This is a genomic window from Micromonospora krabiensis (assembly GCF_900091425.1).
Taxonomy (GTDB): Bacteria; Actinomycetota; Actinomycetes; order Mycobacteriales; family Micromonosporaceae; genus Micromonospora; species Micromonospora krabiensis.
On the sequence record NZ_LT598496.1, the window covers coordinates 4,376,996 to 4,395,424 of the forward strand.

Here is an 18,429-nt window from a genome sequence, read left to right on the forward strand (position 1 = left end):
CCCCGTCACATCGTCGGTCGGCGCGTCAGATCATCGTCTGGGACTTCGCCTCCATCTCGGCGGCGGCCTCCTCCTTCGACTCCCGGGTCAGCGGCTTGCCGCCCGGCGCGGCGGCCTCGCCGCCCAGCGGGTCGGCGCCGCCCTTCGCGCCCTCCGGCCCGGTGCCGCGCAGCTGCGCGTTCGGCATCACGAGCGTGACCAGCACGGCGGCGATGGCGATCAGCCCCGCGGTCAGGAACACCTGGTGCAGGCCCTCCACGAATGCGCCCTGGATGGCGGCCCGGACCGGCCCGGGCAGGGCCATGATGGTCGCCGGGTCGTTGATCGAGATGTTCGCGCCGCCGCTCGCGTTGACGGCGGCCTGCTGCGCCGGCGGCAGCTGGGCGATCGCCGACGGCAGCCGCTGGCCCAGTTCGGTGGCGAGCCGCGCGGAGAGCACCGTGCCGAGGATCGCCACGCCGAACGAGCCGCCCAGCGACCGGAAGAACGTCGCCGACGAGGTGCCGGCGCCGAGGTCGCGCACCGAGACGGCGTTCTGCACGGCGAGGATCAGCGACTGCATGCAGAGACCCAGCCCGACGCCGATCACCACCATGTAGCCGAACGCCGTCCAGAGCGAGCTGTCCACGTGCAGCCGGGTGAAGAGGAACATGCCGGCGAGCAGCACCGCCGAGCCGGCGACCGGGAACCACTTGTACCGACCGATCCGGCTCATCGCCCGGCCGGTGAGGATCGACGTGATGATGATGCCCGCCATCATCGGCAGCATCAGCAGACCGCTGCGGGTCGGCGAGGCGCCCTTCACGATCTGCAGGTACAGCGGAATGAAGATGATCGAGCCGAACATGACCAGACCGAGCACGAAGCCGGCCAGGTTGGCCAGCGAGAACGTGCGGTTGCGGAACAGCCGTAGCGGCAGGATCGGCTCGGCGACGCGGGACTCCTGGAGCAGGAACAGGACGCCGAGCACCACACCGGCGGCGAAGAGCCCGAGGATCACGCCGGACGTCCAGGCGTACTCGTTGCCGCCCCAGCTCAGCGCCAGCAGCAGCGAGCTCACCCCGGCCACCAGCAGGCCCGCGCCGACCCAGTCGATCGCGTGCTCCCGCCGCTCGAACGGGATCAGCCGCATGACGTGGTAGCAGACCACGATCGCCAGGATCGCCAGCGGCACGTTGATGTAGAAGATCCAGCGCCAGTTCGTCTCGGCGAAGTACCCGCCGACCAGCGGACCGGCCACCGAGGAGATGCCGAAGACCGCGCCGAACAGGCCCTGGTAGCGGCCGCGTTCACGCGGTGAGACCACGTCGGAGATGATCGTGAACGCCAGCGTCATCAGGCCACCGGCGCCCAGACCCTGGATCCCGCGGGTGAGGATCAGCTGGGTCATGTTCTGCGACAACCCGGCCAGCAGCGAACCCACCAGGAACGTGCCGATCGAGAACAGGAAGACCGGACGGCGCCCGTACAGGTCGGCCATCTTCCCGTACAGGGGCGTCGACGCGGTGGACGCCAGCAGGTACGCGGTCACCACCCACGAGTAGTGGTTGATCCCGCCCAGCTCGCCGACGATGGTCGGCAGGGCCGTACCCACGATGGTCTGGTCCAGGGCCGCCAGCAGCATGCCGGTCATCAGACCGATCATGAGCAGGCGGATCTGACGGCTGTTCAGCCTCGGCGCGGCGTGAGCTTCCGTGGTCATCACGCCCTCTTTCCCACCGCACGAGGAACATGCCCCGACCGGCGGAACTCGCCCGGTCGATCACGAGGTTGGCGGCCGGACTCCGACCGCCAACCCCATCCGCTCAGTGCCGGCCCTCGGCGAACTCCTCGACGATCTTGGCGCAGAAGGCCGGAAGGTCGTCCGGCTTCCGGCTGCTGACCAGGCCGTTGTCGGTCACGCACTGCTCGTCGACCCACGTCGCGCCCGCGTTGGTCAGGTCGGTGCGCAGGCTCGGCCAGGACGTGATCCGGCGACCCCGCACCACGTCCGCCTCGATCAACGTCCACGGCCCGTGGCAGATCACCCCGACCGGCTTCCCGGCGTCGAAGAACGCGCGGACGAAGCGGACCGCGTCCGCGTCGGTGCGCAGGAAGTCGGGATTCGCCACGCCACCGGGCAGCACCAGCGCGTCGTACGCCGCGGCGTCCGCCTCGGCCGTCGTCACGTCCACGTCGTACGGCTTGGACGGGTCGAGGTGGTTGAAGGCGCGGATCGTGCCGGGCTTCGGCGAGACCAGCTCGACCCTGGCGCCGGCCTTCTCCACCGCCTCGCGGGGCTGCACGTACTCGACCTCCTCCACCCCGTCGGCGGCCAGGAAGGCGATCCGCTTGCCCTGAAGTGTCGTCTCTGCCATCTCGATGCATCTCCTCTCCGGGGTACGTCCGGTTCCTTCCCGGACCACCCCGGGCGAAACCGGGCAGCCGGTGACGGCCGCCACGGGACGGCCCGGCATCGACGGCGGTCAGGTTTGACCCCAACGGCCGGGGGGATGCGGGGAGGCATGGCAGGAGCAGCAGCGGAACAGCGCCGGCTCGCCACGGTCGTGGACAGTTGGCGGGGCCGGCCGGTCCTGGTGATCGGCGACGCGATGCTCGACGACTGGCGGTTCGCGGAGTCCGACCGGCTCTGTCGGGAGGCGCCCGCGCCCGTCCTCACCCTCCGCCGGCGGATCTCCGCGGCGGGCGGCGCGGCCAACACGGCGGTGAACGTCGCCGCGCTCGGCGGGCTGGCCGTGCTGGTCGCCCCGGTCGGCGCCGACGTGGCCGGCGACGAACTGCACGACTGCCTGGACCGGGCGGGTGTCTGGGACCGTACGGTCAACCAGCCCGGCCGACCCACACCGGTGAAGCGGCGGATGCTGGCCGGTAACCAGATCCTGCTCCGCGAGGACTCCGGTGAACCGGAGGACGCGCTCGACCCGGACGGGGTGAACAACCTGCTCACCGCGCTGAGCTGTGCGACCGAGGAGCTGCGTGCCGCGGCCGGTGGCGAGGCACCGACCCTGGTGGTCTGCGACTACGGCCTCGGTGCGCTGCCCGCGCCGGTGCGTTCCTGGCTGGTCGCCAACCGGGAGCGGTACGCGACGGTGGCGCTCGACGCGCACGACCTCGCCGACTGGCGGGGCCTCGCCCCGACCGTGGTGACCCCGAGCTTCGCCGAGGCGACCCGCCTGCTGGCGCGGGCCGCCGGTGCCACGCCCCGGCCCGGCGGCACGGAGCTGCACCTAGCCCACCCGGACGTGGACCCGGCCGACGGGCCGTCCGAGCTGACCGTCGGCGCCGCACCCGGCGCCGCCCGGGCGCTCCGCACCGACGGGACGCCGACCAACGGCGCGGCGGCCAGCGACAAGGCAGGCGACCGCCGCTCGCGGGCGGGTGGCGACGACGCGGCGTCCGGCCACGATCGGGTCGCTCCGCCCGACGGCGGCACCGCGCCACCGGGGCCGGTCGCGCCCGCGGAACGCTTCGTGCCCACCGGCGAGCCGATCCCGGGCGAGGACCGGGTGGCGATGACCGGCGACGGGTTGAGCGTGACCGGCACCGGCGTGACGGTGAACGCCGAGGCCGGCGAGGGCGTGGACCGGGCCGTGCTGGCCGAGTCGCGCCTCGCCGAGCTGCGCGAGCACACCGGGGCGGACGTGGTGGCGGTGACCCTGGACACCGACGGCGCGGTGGTCGGCGGCGCGGACGGCGAGCCCCGACGCAGCCACAGCACACCGGTGCCGGCCAGCCACGCGGTCGGGGCGGGGGACGCGTACCTGGCGGCGATGACGCTGGCGCTGGCCGCCGACGCGCCGCTGCCGACCGCCGCGCAGCTCGCCCAGCTCGCCGCGACGATCACGGTCTCCGACACCGGCACCTGCGTGTGCCGGCGGGAGGACCTGCTGGCCGCCTTGGAGGTCCCGGTGCCCGACGGCGGCAGCCCGCCCGTCATCGGGGTGGACGAGCTGGCCACGGTCGTCGACGCGCACCGACGCGACGGGCGGACGGTGGTCTTCACCAACGGCTGCTTCGACGTGCTGCACCGGGGCCACGTGCGCTACCTGGAGCAGGCCCGTACGCTCGGCGACCTGCTGGTGGTCGCGGTCAACTCGGACGGCAGCATCCGCCGGCTAAAGGGCCCGGACCGCCCGGTCAACCCGGTGGAGGACCGGGCGGAGCTGCTGGCCGCGCTCTCCTGTGTGGACCACGTGGTGGTCTTCGAGGAGGACTCCCCGGCGGCCCTGATCGAGACCCTCCGCCCGGACGTGTACGTCAAGGGCGGCGACTACCCGCCGGAGATGGTCCCGGAGGCCCCGCTCGTCCGTCGCCTGGGCGGCCAGGTCCGCACCCTCGGGTACGTGCCGGACCGGTCCACCTCGCGGATCATCGAGCGGATCCGGACGCACAGCCAGGAGCGGGAGAACGACCTGACCACGAAGCCGTCGTGAACCGGCCGCTCGATCCGGGTGCCCCGGAGCAGTTCCGCGCCGACCGGCTGGTCGACGTGCTGATCCCGACCCGCAACCGCCCCGCCGAGCTGGCGGTCACCCTCTCCGGGCTGGCCGCCCAGGAGGGCGTACCCGGCTTCGGGGTGGTGGTCAGCGACCAGTCCGACGGGGACGCGGCGTTCCGCCACCCGGCCGCCGCCACCATGGTCCGGACGCTGCGGCACCGCGGGCATCCGGTGCTGCTCACCCGCCACCTGCCTCGGCGTGGGCTGGCCGAGCACCGCGCGTCCCTGCTGGCCGCGTCGGCCGCCCGGTACGTGCTCTGCCTCGACGACGACGTCTGGCTGGAGCCGGGCACGCTACGCCGCCTGGTGACCGCCCTGACCGAGCTGGGCTGCGGGTTCGTGGGCAACGCCGTACACGGGCTGTCCTACCTGGACGACGTTCGGCCGGAGACGCACGGGCACTACGAGGAGTGGATCGGCCGGCCCGAACCGGAGCGGGTCCGGCCGGGCACGCCGGAGTGGGACCGGGCACGCATCCACCCGGCCGCGAACCTGCTGCACATCACCGAGAAGCTGGCCCTGCCGCCGGGCGCCTGGCGGGCGTACAAGGTGTCGTGGATCGGCGGCTGCGTGCTGTACGACCGGGCGAAGCTGGTCGACTCGGGCGGCTTCGACTTCTGGCGTCGGGTGCAGGAGAAGCACCAGGGCGAGGACGTCGCCGCCCAACTCGCCGTGCTCGCCCGCCACGGCGGCGCGGGTGTGCTGCCCAGCGGGGCCTACCACCTGGAGTCGCCGACCACGGTCACCGACCGCGAGGTGGAGGCGTGGGAGGTCGTGCTCGCCGACGAGGACGCCACCCAACCGGCCTGAGGTCCCCGATCGAGGCGGGTCCGTGGCCGTCCGGTCAGGGCGCGCCGGGCTCGGGTCGGAGCAGTTCCCGGGCGGCCTCCACGACCTCGGCCACCGGTACGTCCGTGACGAACGAGTCGCGGTGCGGGCACTCCCCGTCGCCCGGCCGGTGCGGGTAGATGCCGGGAGTGCAGTCCACCCCGCAGACCGGGCAGTGCACGGTCCACGAGGCGATCGGGCGGTGCCGGCCGCGCAGCGGGTTCGCCACGTTGATGAGGTTGCCGACCCAGAAGATGCCGACGGTGGCGGCGCCGACGGCTGCGGCGAGGTGCAGCGGCCCGGTGTCGTTGGAGATCACCAAGCGGGTTCCGGCGTAGCAACCGGCCAGGCCGCCGAGGCTGAGCGTGCCGACCTGCGGGCGGACCGGGACACCCGCCGCCGCGACCACCCGGGCCACCACCTCCTGCTCGGCGGGCGTGCCGGTGACCAGCACCTCGTACCCGTCGGCGACCAGCTCGCGCGCGACCTCGCCGAAGCGTTCGGCGGGCCAACGCCGACGGGTGTCGGTGGCTCCGGGGTGCAGCGCGACCCGGGGCCGGCTCTCCGGGCCCAGCACGTCGGCCGCCTCGGCCCGATCCGCGTCGGTGACCGTCAGCGCCGGCATGATCGTGGTGGCCGGCGCACCGAGCAGCGCGGCGACCTCCAGGTAGCGCATCACCTCGTGCTGGTAGTAGACGTACCGGAGCCAGCGGTCCAGCGGCGGCGCCCCCTCGGCGCGCAGCCCGGCGGTGACCCGGGCGCCGAGCGCGGCGACGAACGGGTTGGAGTTGGCGCCGCCGCCGTGCACCTGCACGGCCACGTCGAAGCGTTCCCGGCGGGCCGCCGCCAGGAAGTCGTCCATCGACCCGGGCGTCTCGTCCGGCTCCGGGGCGCGGATGCCGTCCGCCGGAGGCACCACGAGCACCCGGTCCACCGGGCCGGGCCGGTCGCGCCACAGCTTCGCGTGCCACGGCGCGCCGAGCAGCACGATCTCCGCCTGGGGGTACGCGGCCCGCAGCGCGTCCAGCGCCGGCAGCACGAAGATGAAGTCCCCCAACGCGTTGGCGCGCAGCACGGCGATCCGCTCGACGTCGGGCACGCGCTCGGCGACCGGGCCGAGCAGGGACGGGGCGACCACGCGTCCCGCTACGGCCGGTCGATCTCGCCGGACGTGGTGTCCGGGTGGTGCAGCTCCCGGTCCGCGGCCGGGTCGACCGGCATCGGCGTACCACCGGCGAGGCCTCCGGTGCGCGGCCCGGAGCGGCCGACGGTGATGGTGCGCGGCGTCGGCCGGGCGGCGCGCGGCAACCGTACGCGCAGCAGGCCGTGGTCCATCACGGCGTCGATGGCGTCCGGGTCCACCCGGGTCGGCAGGTCCACCCGGTACTCGAAGCCGCGCGTCTCGAAGCCGCCGGGGATGCCCTGGTCGGCGTTGACCTCGGCCTCGGACCGGGCCCGGACGCAGAGCTCCTGGTCGTCCACCTCGACGGCCACCTCCTCCGGCGCGACACCCGGCAGTCGGACGATGACCTCCCAGCCGTCGGAGACCTCGCTGACCTCCACGTCCGGCTGGCTCGTGCGGGAGCCGACCAGCCGGCGCAGCTCGGCGCGCAGCGACTGCAGCTCGCCCATCGGGTCCCAACCCTGCTGCCGGCCCCGCCAGCCCCGGCCGAACCCGCCGCCCTGCTCGCTCATGCCCACGCCTCTCCACTGGTCGGGTCCGGCCTCGTCGGGTGGGGCGGTACCCCCGCCTCCGGTCGGCAAACCTTCCGCTGGCCGCGCCCGCCTAGGCTGGCGGTGCGCGGACCACGGCGTGGTGGTCCCACCCAACGATCAAACGCGGCCGGGAGGCTCACGTGACGGTGGAGATCACGTCGGAAGCGGAACTGCGCGAGCTGCTGGGCACGCCCAACGTCCGCGCCGCCAACAAGGACCGCCCCCGGCTGCACGAACGGGATCGTGACTGGCTCGCCGCGTCGCCGTTCTGCCTGGTGGCCACCGCGGGGGCGGACGGCAGCTGCGACGTGTCGCCGAAGGGGGACCCGCCCGGGTTCGCCCTGGTGCTCGACGACCGGACGATCGCGGTGCCCGAGCGGCCCGGCAACCGGCGGGCGGACGGCTACCGCAACATCCTCGCCAACCCGCACGTCGGGCTGCTGTTCATGATCCCCGGCCGGACCGACACGCTGCGGATCAACGGGCGGGCCCGGCTGGTCCGGGACGCGCCCTGGTTCGACGACATGGTCGTCAAGGGCCACCGGCCGATTCTCGCGGTGGTGGTGGAGATCGAGCAGATCTTCTACCACTGCGCGAAGGCGTTTCTCCGCTCGGAACTGTGGCGGCCGGAGACCTGGCAGCCGGACGTGCTGCCCTCCCGGGCCCGCCTGATCAAGGAGGTGGAGGCCCCGACCGAGAGCCTCGCCGACCTGGAGCGCCACTACGGCCCCAGCTACGTCAACACCATCTACACCTGACCACCCGCCCCTACCGCCCCCCGCCACCGGCCCCGCCGCCGGCCCCCGCCACCGGCCCCTGCCGCCGGCGATCTTGCATTTTCGGCCCTCCGTGGGGGTGATTTGTGCTGCTATGCCGGGCGGAAAGTGCAAGATCGCGGAGGACCGGCGGGGGCGGGCGGTTGCTAAAGGTAGCTTTCTAAAGATAGCTTTAGCGTATGACGCTGCCCCGGATGAAGCTGACAGATCCGAAGGCGCTGCGCGGCTACGCGCACCCACTCCGGATGGCCCTGCTCGGGCTGCTCCGCCAGCAGGGCCCGATGACCGCCACCCGAGCCGCCGAGCAGCTCGGTGAGAGCGTCGCGAGCTGTTCGTTCCACCTCCGTCAGCTCGCCAAGTACGGGCTCGCCGAGCGGGCGCCCGGCGCCGACGCCCGGGAGCGGCCGTGGCGAGCCACGGCGCGTGCCACCTCCTGGGACGACGACTCGGACGACCCGCAGGTCCGAGCGGCAACCGACGAGCTGAACGCGGCCCAGCTCGCCCTCTACACCCGACAGGCCGAGGAGTTCCTCGCCCGGCGGATCGACGAGCCGACGGAGTGGCGGGCGGTCACCGGCTTCAGCGACCAGTCGCTCTACGTCACGGCGGAGGAGCTGGCCGAGTTGACGGGCCGCATCGACGCCCTGCTCGCCGAGTACGACGACCGCATCACCGACCCGTCCCGACGGCCGGACGGGTTCCGCCGGGTCAGCCTCATCCAACTCGCGGTGCTCTCCGCGTCGCCGGGCGGCGGCCCGGCGCCCGCGGCGTCCGCCAATCCCGTCGAGGCCACCCCCGCGGCCGAGCCGGACGCCGCCCGATGAGCGCCGATCCCGGCGCGACGCCGCTCGCCGTCAGCGCCACCCCGCCCACCGGCACCCCGCCCGCCCCGGCCGAACCCGGGCCGCCCACCACGCCTCACCCACCTCGCGGCCCGGCCGACCCCAGCCCGACCACGCCTCGCGGCCCGGCCAGCCCCGACCGGACCGACGCGCCGGCCGACGGTGTCGCGATCGACGAGACGGCCGGCGCAGACGTCGGGCACCGCCGACTGCCCCGGCTGTTACGGGAGCGGACATTCCGCCGGTACTGGTCGGCGCAGACCGTCTCGTACTTCGGCGACGAGGTGTCCACACTGGCCCTGCCACTGCTGGCCGTGCTCGTCACCGACGCCGGGCCGGCGCAGATGGGCTACCTGACCGCCGCGCTGCTCGCGCCGAACCTCTTCTTCTCGCTGCTCGCCGGGGCGTGGGTGGACCGGCTCCCGCACAAGCGGCGGATCATGATCCTCAGCGACCTCGGCCGCGCGGTGCTATTGGCCACCATCCCCGCGGCCTACCTGCTGGACCTGCTCACCCTGACCCAGCTCTACACGGTGGCGTTCGCGATGGGCACCCTCGCCGTGCTCTTCGAGGTGGCCCGCGGCCCGCTCTTCGTATCGGTGGTGCGGCGCCAGGACTACGTCGAGGCGAACACTCTGCTCAACGGCAGTCGGGCCATGTCCTTCGTCGCCGGGCCCAGCATCGGCGGCCTCCTGGTGCAGCTGCTCTCCGCGCCGATCGCCCTGGTCACCGACGCGCTGTCGTACGTCTGGTCCGCGTACTTCCTCGGACGGATCCGGCCGACGGAGCCGCCGCCCGCCCGCGGACGCGGCCTGGGGATCGCCGAGGGGCTCCGGTTCATCGTCCGGACGCCGATGATGCGTGCGACCGTGCTCGGCACCACCACGCTCAACCTGTTCAACTTCATGTTCTCCGCACTCTTCGTGCTCTACGCCACCCGGGACCTGCACCTCTCACCCGGCCTGCTCGGTGCGGTGCTCGGTGCCGGTGCGATCGGTGGCCTCTTCGGCGCGGCGATAACCGGTCGGCTCACCCGCCGGTTGGGCATCGGACCGACGATGGTGGCCGGGTTCGTGCTCTTCCCGGCGCCGCTGTTGCTCGTACCGCTGGCCGGCGGGCCCAAGCCGGTGGTGCTCGGGATGCTCTTCGCCGCCGAGTTCCTCTGCGCGGTCGGCGTGATGCTGCTCGACATCGTGACCAACTCGGTCCAGACCGCGCTCACCCCCGGATCGCTGCTGGCCCGGACCAGCGGCGTGCGGCGCACCATCAACTACGGCATCCGGCCGATCGGCGCGCTGGCGGGTGGCGCGCTGGGCGCCGCCATCGGCGTACGCGAAGCGCTCTGGATCGCGACGGCGGGGGCGTTGACCGGCGCGCTCTGGGTGTTCTTCTCACCGGCCCGCCGCCTGCGTGACCTGCCGGAAGCCGCCGACGGGTGACCGGCACCACCACCGTCGTCGGTGCCGGTGCCCGGCTGGCCCGCTACGGCTGGTCGGCCGGGTCGGTCCCGAACAGCTCCCGGCAGGCGTCCAGCCCGTCGAGGCTCACCTGTGGACGGTCTCCGGCCAGCCAGTCCTGCCGGGTCAGGCGCAGCCGCTGCGAGACCCGCACCTCGGTCCCGACCGCGTCCCGGCTGATGCCGTCCGGCCGGTAGCCCAGGGCCCGGGAGACCGCCAGCGGCGCCGGGTTGTCGGCGAACGACTCACTGACGGCGTGTTCGGCGCCGAGGCCCGCGAAGGCGAGGTGCAGCATCCCCGCCCGCATCTCCCGCCCGATGCCCCGCCCCTGGTGATCCAGGCCCAGCCAGGACGCGCTGCGCACCTCCCGCAGCACGGCGAAGTCCCGCCCACGCACCTGCTGCACGCCCACCGGCCGACCGCCCTCGAACACGGCCAACTCCAACGTCCACTGCTGCGGTGTCCACAACCCGCGGTCCCGCCAGTGCCGCTGCACGACGCCGCGCGCCAGGTCGCGGGGTGGCAGATCCGTCCACGGGGTGAGGAACGGCCGCTCGTCCGGCGGGTGGACGCCCCGGGCCGCCAGGTCGGCGAGCGCCGCCAACTCGTCGTCCGTGGGGAGCCGCAGCTCCAGGCGTTCGGTGCGGACGCGAAGGCCCAGCAGGGGCCAGTGCTCGACGATCACGGGCCATTCTGTCGACGCCGGGCCGCCCGCCGCACCCGGATTTCGCCGCGCGCCCGGCCGCCCTCACCGGGTTCAACGGACAGCGGATCGGGCATGCCCACCCGACTGCGCGATTCCCCGGGAGACAACGATGCGCGGCTCGGCACTTCGCCCCCGTGAGGACGCAATTGAGGCACGGGTGACCATCGAACGACCGGTCGCGGACGTCTTCCGCTTCTACCGGGACTGCCAGAAGCTGGCAACACCCCTCGGCGGGCTGGGGCGGGCCGCGCTGGCCCTGGTCGGAAAACCACCCGCCGCCGAGGTGGCCGCGACCCTGCGGAGGCTCAAGCAGATCCTGGAGACGGGCCAGGTGACCGACACCGAACACGCGGTCACCGGCAAGTTCGACCGTCGACCTCGCCGACCCGCTACCGTGCCGGGGTGATCGACGACGTCTGGCTGGCGGACACCCGTACGTCGTACGACACGGTGGCGGTCAGCTACGCCGCCCAGGTGCGCGACGCGCTCGCCGACGAGCCGTACCTGTCCGGCAGCCTGGCCCTCTTCGCCGACCTGGTCCGGCGCGCGGGCGGCGGGCCCGTGGCGGACGTGGGCTGCGGGCCCGGGCACGTCACCGCCCACCTTCGTACGCTCGGCGTCGACGCCTTCGGCATCGACCTGTCGCCGGCGATGGTCGACCTGGCCCGGCGCAACCACCCCGACCTGCGGTTCACGGTGGGTTCGATGACGGACCTGGACCTGGCCGACTCCTCGGTCACCGGCCTGCTCGCCTGGTGGTCGCTGATCCACGTACCGGACGACACGGTGCCCCGGGTCCTCGGCCACTTCCGCCGCGCGCTGCACCCCGGCGGACCACTGCTGATCGGCTTCCACACCGGTGACGGGACGCGGTTGAAGACGTCCGGCTACGGCGGCCACGCGATGCACGTCCACGTGCACCGCCGTCCGCCGGAACGGATGGTGGGTTGGCTGCGCGACGCCGGCTTCACCGTCGAGACGCAGATGCTGATCGACCTGGACGAACGCGTCCCCGGAGCACTGCTCTTCGCGCGCCGCCAACGGTAGGAGGCGGGTGGCGGTAAGCGGAACCGGGCCGGGCCGCACGGCGTCGGACCCTCCATGTGGAACAGAGGAGCCCGAACGTTGGCCGTCGCACTCCTACTCACCGGCTGTGTGGTCCAGTCGACCCCGACGGCCGCACCGACGGCCCCGCCGTCCGCGCAGCCGGCCGAGCCCGGCTCCCACGACTGCGGCACGCTCCTCCTCCGCCAGGGCCAGACAGTGCCCACCGACGCGCTGCGCTGCGTCGTCGAGGCCGCCGACAACCGACAGCAGGCCCGCCTCGTCGTCACCCAGCCCACCACCGAGGGCGACCCCATCACCACCACCTACGCGGTTCTCGGCGACGGACGGGTGGAGGTGACCACCGACGCCCGGGCCGACCGGTTCGGCTCCGGACGTGTGGAGCGGCAGACCTGCACCGGACCGAGCATCGAAGACGGCAGCCGGTTGAGCTTCGCCACCTGCGTCTCAGGTGCACCGGTGTGAGTCGGCGTCCAGATCGACGGCGACGGTGGCGTCACTGGCCGAAGTGGCCACGGCATGGAACGGGTTGGTCAGCACGTCGGCCGAGTCGCACGACCGGCCGGGCCGTGACTCCTCGACGCGTACCGTCAACCGCCCGTCCCGCACCGAGATCTCGTCGATCCGGACGGAGTAACCGCCGCTGGGTCTGGTGCCGAGCACGTAGAACACAACCATCTCGGTGGTCCAGTCGACGGCTGGCGGTGCGGGCGGCTGCCCCTCCTTGGCCATCAACCCCCGCCAGCGCTGCTCCCACTCGGGCTGCGTCCGCACCACGAACAGTCCTGCCACGTGATTGCCGGCGTCGTGGTCATCCGCCAACGCACGGAAGCCAACGGGCTCGCCGGCCCCGCCATCGGACCCCGTGCACCCCGCCATCAAGATGACCATCACCACGGCTGCGCCCAGCAGTCGTCGCATGCCCCACCCCCGGACTGTCGGGCCTCATCGTCGGGCGTGCTCCGGCGTCCGCGCATCGACCGCTCAGCCAACTCCGACGGGAATCGAACCGTCAACCTACGCATTACGAGATCAGAATGGGCCGACCCAACGAGCTGCCCAGATCACGCGGTCTGTTCTCCAGCGCGTGCTTTTCTTTGGTGTTCGCGGATGTTTCGCAGCGTCTTCAGCGCCTTCTTGGCAGCGGTACTGACGTGCCCGCCGGTTCGCACCGTGGCGTGGTCCTCGACGGCGAGGCGCGTCAGCAGTTGCTCGGCGCGTTCGTCGCCGGTGGCGCCGAGCGCTCGTGCTGCCCAAAACCGCACTTCGGGATCGTCGTGTGCGGTCGCCTGGATCAGACGGTCGAAGGTTTTGCTTGCGGGGCGCGCCAGCGCGGCCGACAGGTAGCCGGCACGTACGGGCCGACGGGGCGACTCCAGCGCAGCCCACAGGTGCTCCATCGCCTCGTCGTCACCGACCTCGGCCAGCGCGTAGGCGGCAGCTGCTCGGACGTGCTCGGCTGGGTCGTCGAGCACCTGCGCGAGAGGCGTGACCGCGGTGGGATCACGTATCTCTCCCAGAGCCTCACAGGCGCTCTCGCGGGTGAGAGCATCCGGGTGGCTAAGCAGGTCGATCAACAGCGGGGCGGCCGCCTGAAGGCGCAGGACCCCGCAGCCGGCCGCCGCCCACCTCTGGCATCCGTACTCCTCGTCGGCAAGCGCGGCGAGGAGCGCTTCGGCCAGCGACTCGTCACCGAAGAACGCCAGGAAGTTCAACGCGCGGGAGTAGATCTCGGGGTCGAAGTCGGGGTACCCGGTCACGATCTCCCTGAGGACCTGCTTCGCGGCCACATCCCCTTTTTCGGCTCCGGTCACGAGCGCACGCAGTGCCTCCAGCCGAACCTCAGGGTCAGGGTCAGTCAGCTCACGGAATTCGTTACGCACAGGAGACAACCTAGATCCGCCAGCCAGCCCGTGAAGCCCCTCGCGGCGCTTGACGAGGCGGGCCCGGCGCGGGATGCGGACCGGCACAGCCGGCGGCGCTGTTGTCGACCTCGGGAAACGGCGAAGCCCAGGTCGTTGACCTGGGCTTCCATACCGAGCCGCCTGACGGAATCGAACCGTCGACCTACGCGTTACGAGATCAAGTTGGCGACCTGTGCCTACCTGGGCTCGACTGGCCTGACGTGCGGAAAGGCCTCTCGGCACCTTTCGGCGTCGGTGGTCGCGGTCCGACCTTTTAAGGACCGAATGAGGACTGCTGCTGCCGAGGAGCGGCCCGACCTCCTGATCCGTAGATTCCCAAGAGCATGTCTCGTTAATTTCAGCCTGGTTCGCATCCCGCTGGCCAACACTCATCCGCCGACCTGGCTCGTCCCGCCGCGTCCGATGCGGTTCGCAGGAGTGGCTCCCACCCGGTGGCTCCCAGAAATCCGGCCGCATCGGCCTGCCGTTTGTCCAGCGTGGCTAGGGTCTGAGTCATGGGATGGGTCATCGGGGTTGGAGTACTGCTTGCGCTCGTGGCATTTGCCCTAGGCCGCGCGAGGGACGCAAGCCTGGCGAAGCGCATTGGTCAGGAACTGCGCGAGCACGGCGACAGCGACCGATAGACCATCGCTTTGCAAAGATCAAGACTGCTGTCGGAGGTTGTCAGTTGCTGCAGCTGACCTGCTCGGCCCGTCCGCCTTGGGCCTGCCTATGTCGGCGCTAGTCAACGGGCTTGGCTGTACGAATGGCTGTACGTCGCTGGCCCGTCCCGCGGTCTCTGCACGCGCCTGCGGGGGTCGGCCGGCCTTCTGGAGACTGGAAGCGGACGGCTAATACGGCAGCCGCCGTTCGGGATCATGGCTGGAGTTCGAGGTTGAGGCGTCGGGTGTAGTGGGCTTGTCGGGCTCGGGCTTGATGCTGGCGCCGCCACTGTGACCAGCGCAGACGGTGGGCGAGGTTGCTGAGCGGGTGGATGATGCAGGCGTTGATCAGGCGGCGGACCTCGTTGACCGTGAGCTTGATCAGTCCGGTGTCGGCAGGCTCGTCGTCGGTGGCGTCGGCGGCGCAGATCGCCAGGACGGCGAGGGCGGCCAGGGCGAGGGTGGTGAACCGGTGCCAGGAGTCCCAGCGGCGGACCTGGTGCTGGTCGAGGCCGACCTGACCCTTGGCGGCTTGGAAGCTTTCCTCGACCGTCCACCGGATGCCCGCGACCCGCACGAGTTGGGCCAGGGTGGCCGGTTGTGGGGTCCAGCAGCGGTAGAAGGCCAGCTCACCGGTGGTGGTGTTGCGGCGGATCAGGAGGCTGTGGTTGCCACCGTCGTCGGGGTCGGCGTCGGTGGTGACCTCATCCAGCCAGGCCCAGTCGTAGAAGCGGGGCCCTTTCGACCCGGCTCCCGCGCTGCGGCGCTGCCACGCTGGGGCCGGTAGTTCGGCGGCGATGCGGTCGGCGCGGATCTTGACCTTGCCGCCGTCGAGGGGCACCAGGTGGCTGCGGGACACGGCCAGGACATAGCCCAGCTGGTGTTGGCGCAGGTGGGCGCGGAAGACGCTGCTGTTGCCGTAGGCCTCGTCGGCGGCCGCCCACCCGGCGGGGACGCCGGCGTCGAGGGCCCCGGTGATCATCTCGGCGGCCAGCTCGGACTTCGTGGCGAAGGCGACCCCGTCGGGGACTCCGGCGGCCTGGCAGCGGTCCCGGTCATCGGTCCAGGACACCGGCAGGTAGACCCTGCGGTCGATCAGCGTGTGCCCGTGCCGGCTGGCGTAGCCGCAGAACACCCCTACCTGGGCGTTCTCAATCCTGCCGGCGGTGCCCGTGTACTGGCGTTGCACCCCGACCGTGTGCACGCCCTTCTTCAGGTCTCCGGTCTCGTCAACGACCAGCACCGCGTCCGGGTCACCGAACCGGTCGACGATCACCGTCCGCACGTCGTCGCGGACGGCGTCGGCGTCCCACACCGCCCGATACAACAACCTCTGCATCGCATCCGGCCGGGCGTGTCCGGCCTGCTCCGCCAACTGCCAGCACGTCTTGACCTCGATATCGGCCAGCAGCCCCGTCACAAACGCCGCCGCCGACCGCCGCGGCTCGACCCGCCCGAACCGTCCCGCGAACGCATCGCACACCCCGGCCAGGACCTGCCGCCACCGGGCAGGGTTTACGCTGTGGCACGCGGCCACCGCCAAATCTGAAGTTATGTCCACAGCAGACAGACGATCACGCGGTGGCCGCACCTCGCCTACCGGCCCCACCAGCGACATCTCAAACGGCGGCTGCCGTACTAAGCCCGGATCCGTAGCCTCGATGCGAGGCCGGTCCACGGATGGGGCAACGACTGGCATGAGTGACGGGTAACATCCCCACGTTTTGGTTTGCAGCGGGGAGGAAGACCTACATGCGATGGAAGCTACCGGCCGGCGTCCTAATGGCGCTGGCCTTCTTGGTTCCGTCGGCGCCGGCGATGGCGCAAATTGAACCGCGCGTGCTGAACGAGGCGTGCCAGACGGTCGAGCGCAAGGTGTACCAGGACATCCGTGAGCTTGTCACCATTGACCTGGACACCGCCACCAATACAGAGGTGCGCGTGTTGGCCAACCAGATCCTGGCCGCGGCGAAGGCCGACTCGTTGCCCGTTCTGCCCGACGCCATTCAGGAGCGCCTGGACGGCACCGCAGATGATCTGCGCGCCTTCCTCAAGACGGACCTGCAGAACAGCTGGTCAACTGCTCTGCGGGCCACAGTGGTCCGGACGTTGACCGGTGCCGGCACCAACGTGAAGGCGGCCGCCCAGAAGGCTCTCGACGAGGGGACCATCGACGGCTACCTGGCTTACCTGAACGACGGCATGTACGCCGCACGTGCGCTTGACTGTGCGGCTCAGCCCACACCGACGGCAACGACTCAGCCGACATCGACGCCGAGCGCCACGCCCAGCGCCACGACGACCGTTGTACCGACCCCTGCCTCCTCCACCAGCCTCGGTGCTCCCGGCGGCGAGGGCGGTGGGCTGCCCGTGACCGGTGACAACACCGCGGCCGTGGCCAGCATCGGCGGCGCGCTCCTGCTCCTCGGCGGCGCTGGCTACCTGATCGGACGCCGACGCCGTTCCCGCTTCGTCGCATAGCCCGCTCGCCGCGCCCGGCTCGATGCTCCGTCGGGTCGGGCGCGATCGGCGCTGCACTCGGCTCGGTTCGTCGCGGCCCGAAGGCGTGCTGCCAGCGTCGAAAGCAAGCCGCAACGTATGTGGGCCGATGGGCCGGCGACAATGCCCGTACCACTGAGGCATCGTGACAATGCCGGAAACTCTTTGGAGCGCCTCTCGTGTCACGGCGGAGGACGGAACTCGCGATGCCAGTACCAGGACAACCCGACGCCGACGAACCCCGACGGTCTTAGGATTCAGTGGCTCTCCACGGCTGTGCTGCGGAAGGCTTAGCTCGCGCTAGCGGATCTCCTCGTCGGGCAGTCGTAGACCGTCCAGCCTCCCCGGACGGGGACAAGGTGGAGCGCCCTACCGGACGAACGACCTTGGCCCCGTCCGGGGAGGCTGGTAGCCCTCGTGGTGCCCGGCGAGGTGATCCGCGCGGCATCTGCCTGGGTGCAGCGGCTCACCGCGTCCGGCCTTGCTCCGGCAACGGTCCGGTACGCGCACCGGGGGCTGTCGCTGGTCCTGGCGCACGCCGTGCGGACGGTCGCATGTCCCGTAATCCGGCAAAGGGCGTGCGGCTGCCTCGGGTGGTCAAGGAGGAACCGGTGTTCCTCGACCACGACCAGGTGGCGAGGCTCGCGGAAGCGTGCGGGCGATACGGGTTGCCGGTCCAGTTCCTCGCCTACACCGGGCTGCGCTGGGGTGAAGCGTCGGCGTTGAGGGTGTCTCGGTTGGATCTGCTGCGGCGTCGAATGACCGTGGCGGTCGCCTTCGCAGAGGTCAGCGGGGAGCTGGTGGAAGGCACGCCGAAGAATCACCCGGCGCCGGTCAGTACCCATCCCGCGCTTCCTCGTTGACGAGCTGGCCGCGCACGTCGACGGGAAACGCCGGGACGGCCTGGTGTTCACCGCCCCGAACGGCGGGCCGCTTTGCAACACCAACTTCCGCTCGCGGGTCTTCGCACCGGCTGCGGCGTCGGTTGGGCTGGCCGGGCTGACTCCGCACGACCTGCGGCACACGGCGGCAAGTTTGGCCGTAGCGGCGGGAGCCAACGTCAAGGCGGTGCAGCGGATGCTCGGGCACGCCTCGGCGTCGATGACGCTGGACGTGTATGCGGGCCTGTTCGGTGACGACCTGGACGCGGTCGCCAACCGGCTGGACGAGGCGGTCGCGGCGCGGGACAAGGACTATCTAAGGACTCGGCCTGCCAGCGGCGACGTGATCGACCTCGGGAAACGGCGAAGCCCAGGTCTGTGACCTGGGCTTCCATACCGAGCCGCCTGACGGAATCGAACCGTCGACCTACGCATTACGAGTGCGTCGCTCTAGCCGACTGAGCTAAGGCGGCAACGATCGTCAAGTGTACGGCACGCCCCCGCGCCCGCCGAACCGGATACCCCCGCCTCGGCGAGCGGTCGGGGTGGACATCCGGCGCGTTCCGGTCGTTCCTCGGACAGCGTTCGCGGCAGG

The 18,429-nt window shown here is 71.8% G+C and carries 19 protein-coding genes and 1 tRNA gene; 11 read left to right on the plus strand and 9 right to left on the minus strand.

Annotated elements, in window-relative coordinates; all coding sequences use genetic code 11:
* Window positions 1-25: 25 nt before the first annotated feature.
* Window positions 26-1,702, minus strand: coding sequence for an MDR family MFS transporter (locus tag GA0070620_RS19950; protein ID WP_091593105.1), 1,677 nt, complete (start codon window positions 1,700-1,702; stop codon window positions 26-28).
* A gap of 103 nt (window positions 1,703-1,805) precedes the next feature.
* Window positions 1,806-2,357: a type 1 glutamine amidotransferase domain-containing protein gene (locus tag GA0070620_RS19955; RefSeq protein WP_091593107.1), complete on the minus strand. Its 552-nt coding sequence runs from the start codon at window positions 2,355-2,357 to the stop codon at window positions 1,806-1,808.
* Between the two features lie 147 nt (window positions 2,358-2,504).
* Here GA0070620_RS19955 and rfaE2 point away from each other — a divergent pair, with 147 nt between their 5' ends.
* Together rfaE2 and GA0070620_RS19965 are read left to right on the plus strand one after the other, a co-directional pair.
* Window positions 2,505-4,433 (plus strand): D-glycero-beta-D-manno-heptose 1-phosphate adenylyltransferase, encoded by a 1,929-nt coding sequence (rfaE2, locus tag GA0070620_RS19960; protein ID WP_091593109.1) that lies wholly within the window; start codon window positions 2,505-2,507, stop codon window positions 4,431-4,433.
* Entirely contained in the window at window positions 4,430-5,308 is an 879-nt protein-coding gene (locus tag GA0070620_RS19965; RefSeq protein ID WP_091593111.1) for a glycosyltransferase family 2 protein, read from the plus strand. The genes rfaE2 and GA0070620_RS19965 overlap by 4 nt, the downstream gene beginning before the upstream one ends.
* A gap of 34 nt (window positions 5,309-5,342) precedes the next feature.
* Here the strand turns inward: GA0070620_RS19965 and GA0070620_RS19970 are convergent, their stop codons facing one another.
* Both GA0070620_RS19970 and GA0070620_RS19975 read right to left on the minus strand, forming a co-directional pair.
* Entirely contained in the window at window positions 5,343-6,464 is a 1,122-nt protein-coding gene (locus tag GA0070620_RS19970) for a glycosyltransferase family 9 protein (RefSeq protein ID WP_091593113.1), read from the minus strand.
* An 8-nt stretch (window positions 6,465-6,472) separates the two neighbouring features.
* Window positions 6,473-7,021 carry an Hsp20/alpha crystallin family protein gene (locus GA0070620_RS19975; protein WP_091593115.1) on the minus strand — a complete coding sequence of 183 codons (549 nt, stop codon included), beginning with the start codon at window positions 7,019-7,021 and terminating at the stop codon, window positions 6,473-6,475.
* Window positions 7,022-7,182: 161 nt separating this feature from the next.
* On the opposite strand from GA0070620_RS19975, the gene GA0070620_RS19980 reads away from it, so the two are divergent.
* The 3 genes from GA0070620_RS19980 (at window position 7,183) to GA0070620_RS19990 (ending at window position 10,099) form a co-directional block, all read left to right on the plus strand.
* Complete coding sequence (locus tag GA0070620_RS19980) at window positions 7,183-7,800, plus strand: pyridoxamine 5'-phosphate oxidase family protein (protein WP_091593117.1); 618 nt, start codon at window positions 7,183-7,185, stop codon at window positions 7,798-7,800.
* A 212-nt stretch (window positions 7,801-8,012) separates the two neighbouring features.
* Window positions 8,013-8,642 carry a winged helix-turn-helix domain-containing protein gene (locus tag GA0070620_RS19985; RefSeq protein ID WP_231921868.1) on the plus strand — a complete coding sequence of 210 codons (630 nt, stop codon included), beginning with the start codon at window positions 8,013-8,015 and terminating at the stop codon, window positions 8,640-8,642.
* Complete coding sequence (locus GA0070620_RS19990) at window positions 8,639-10,099, plus strand: MFS transporter (protein ID WP_091593121.1); 1,461 nt, start codon at window positions 8,639-8,641, stop codon at window positions 10,097-10,099. The genes GA0070620_RS19985 and GA0070620_RS19990 overlap by 4 nt, the downstream gene beginning before the upstream one ends.
* Before the next feature lie 43 nt (window positions 10,100-10,142).
* Here GA0070620_RS19990 and GA0070620_RS19995 read toward each other — a convergent pair whose 3' ends face one another.
* Window positions 10,143-10,802: a GNAT family N-acetyltransferase gene (locus GA0070620_RS19995; RefSeq protein WP_091593122.1), complete on the minus strand. Its 660-nt coding sequence runs from the start codon at window positions 10,800-10,802 to the stop codon at window positions 10,143-10,145.
* Between the two features lie 178 nt (window positions 10,803-10,980).
* Here GA0070620_RS19995 and GA0070620_RS20000 point away from each other — a divergent pair, with 178 nt between their 5' ends.
* The 3 genes from GA0070620_RS20000 (at window position 10,981) to GA0070620_RS20010 (ending at window position 12,353) form a co-directional block, all read left to right on the plus strand.
* Entirely contained in the window at window positions 10,981-11,229 is a 249-nt protein-coding gene (locus tag GA0070620_RS20000) for a hypothetical protein (protein WP_091593124.1), read from the plus strand.
* Window positions 11,226-11,870 (plus strand): class I SAM-dependent DNA methyltransferase, encoded by a 645-nt coding sequence (locus tag GA0070620_RS20005; protein WP_091593127.1) that lies wholly within the window; start codon window positions 11,226-11,228, stop codon window positions 11,868-11,870. The genes GA0070620_RS20000 and GA0070620_RS20005 overlap by 4 nt, the downstream gene beginning before the upstream one ends.
* A gap of 78 nt (window positions 11,871-11,948) precedes the next feature.
* Window positions 11,949-12,353, plus strand: coding sequence for a DUF4362 domain-containing protein (locus GA0070620_RS20010; RefSeq protein ID WP_157741678.1), 405 nt, complete (start codon window positions 11,949-11,951; stop codon window positions 12,351-12,353).
* On the opposite strand, the gene GA0070620_RS20015 is transcribed toward GA0070620_RS20010, so the two are convergent.
* From GA0070620_RS20015 to GA0070620_RS20025, 3 genes are all read right to left on the minus strand, one after another.
* Complete coding sequence (locus tag GA0070620_RS20015; RefSeq protein ID WP_157741679.1) at window positions 12,336-12,665, minus strand: protease complex subunit PrcB family protein; 330 nt, start codon at window positions 12,663-12,665, stop codon at window positions 12,336-12,338. The genes GA0070620_RS20010 and GA0070620_RS20015 overlap by 18 nt on opposite strands.
* Window positions 12,666-12,952: 287 nt before the next feature.
* Complete coding sequence (locus GA0070620_RS32990; RefSeq protein WP_172836466.1) at window positions 12,953-13,771, minus strand: HEAT repeat domain-containing protein; 819 nt, start codon at window positions 13,769-13,771, stop codon at window positions 12,953-12,955.
* An 897-nt stretch (window positions 13,772-14,668) separates the two neighbouring features.
* Window positions 14,669-15,991, minus strand: a complete 1,323-nt coding sequence (locus GA0070620_RS20025; protein WP_091587524.1) for an IS701 family transposase — start codon at window positions 15,989-15,991, stop codon at window positions 14,669-14,671.
* A gap of 215 nt (window positions 15,992-16,206) precedes the next feature.
* Between GA0070620_RS20025 and GA0070620_RS20030 the strand changes: the two genes are divergently transcribed.
* The 3 genes from GA0070620_RS20030 to GA0070620_RS33265 all read left to right on the plus strand — a co-directional run bounded on the left by GA0070620_RS20030 (window position 16,207) and on the right by GA0070620_RS33265 (window position 18,216).
* The gene (locus GA0070620_RS20030; RefSeq protein ID WP_091593136.1) at window positions 16,207-16,935 is read left to right on the plus strand and encodes an LPXTG cell wall anchor domain-containing protein; all 729 of its coding nucleotides are present in this window, start codon (window positions 16,207-16,209) and stop codon (window positions 16,933-16,935) included.
* A 629-nt stretch (window positions 16,936-17,564) separates the two neighbouring features.
* Complete coding sequence (locus GA0070620_RS33260; RefSeq protein WP_197677472.1) at window positions 17,565-17,816, plus strand: hypothetical protein; 252 nt, start codon at window positions 17,565-17,567, stop codon at window positions 17,814-17,816.
* Between the two features lie 4 nt (window positions 17,817-17,820).
* Window positions 17,821-18,216 carry a tyrosine-type recombinase/integrase gene (locus GA0070620_RS33265; protein ID WP_231922447.1) on the plus strand — a complete coding sequence of 132 codons (396 nt, stop codon included), beginning with the start codon at window positions 17,821-17,823 and terminating at the stop codon, window positions 18,214-18,216.
* A 17-nt stretch (window positions 18,217-18,233) separates the two neighbouring features.
* On the opposite strand, the gene GA0070620_RS20040 is transcribed toward GA0070620_RS33265, so the two are convergent.
* Window positions 18,234-18,307: transfer RNA gene (locus tag GA0070620_RS20040), tRNA-Thr, on the minus strand.
* Window positions 18,308-18,429 lie beyond the last annotated feature (122 nt).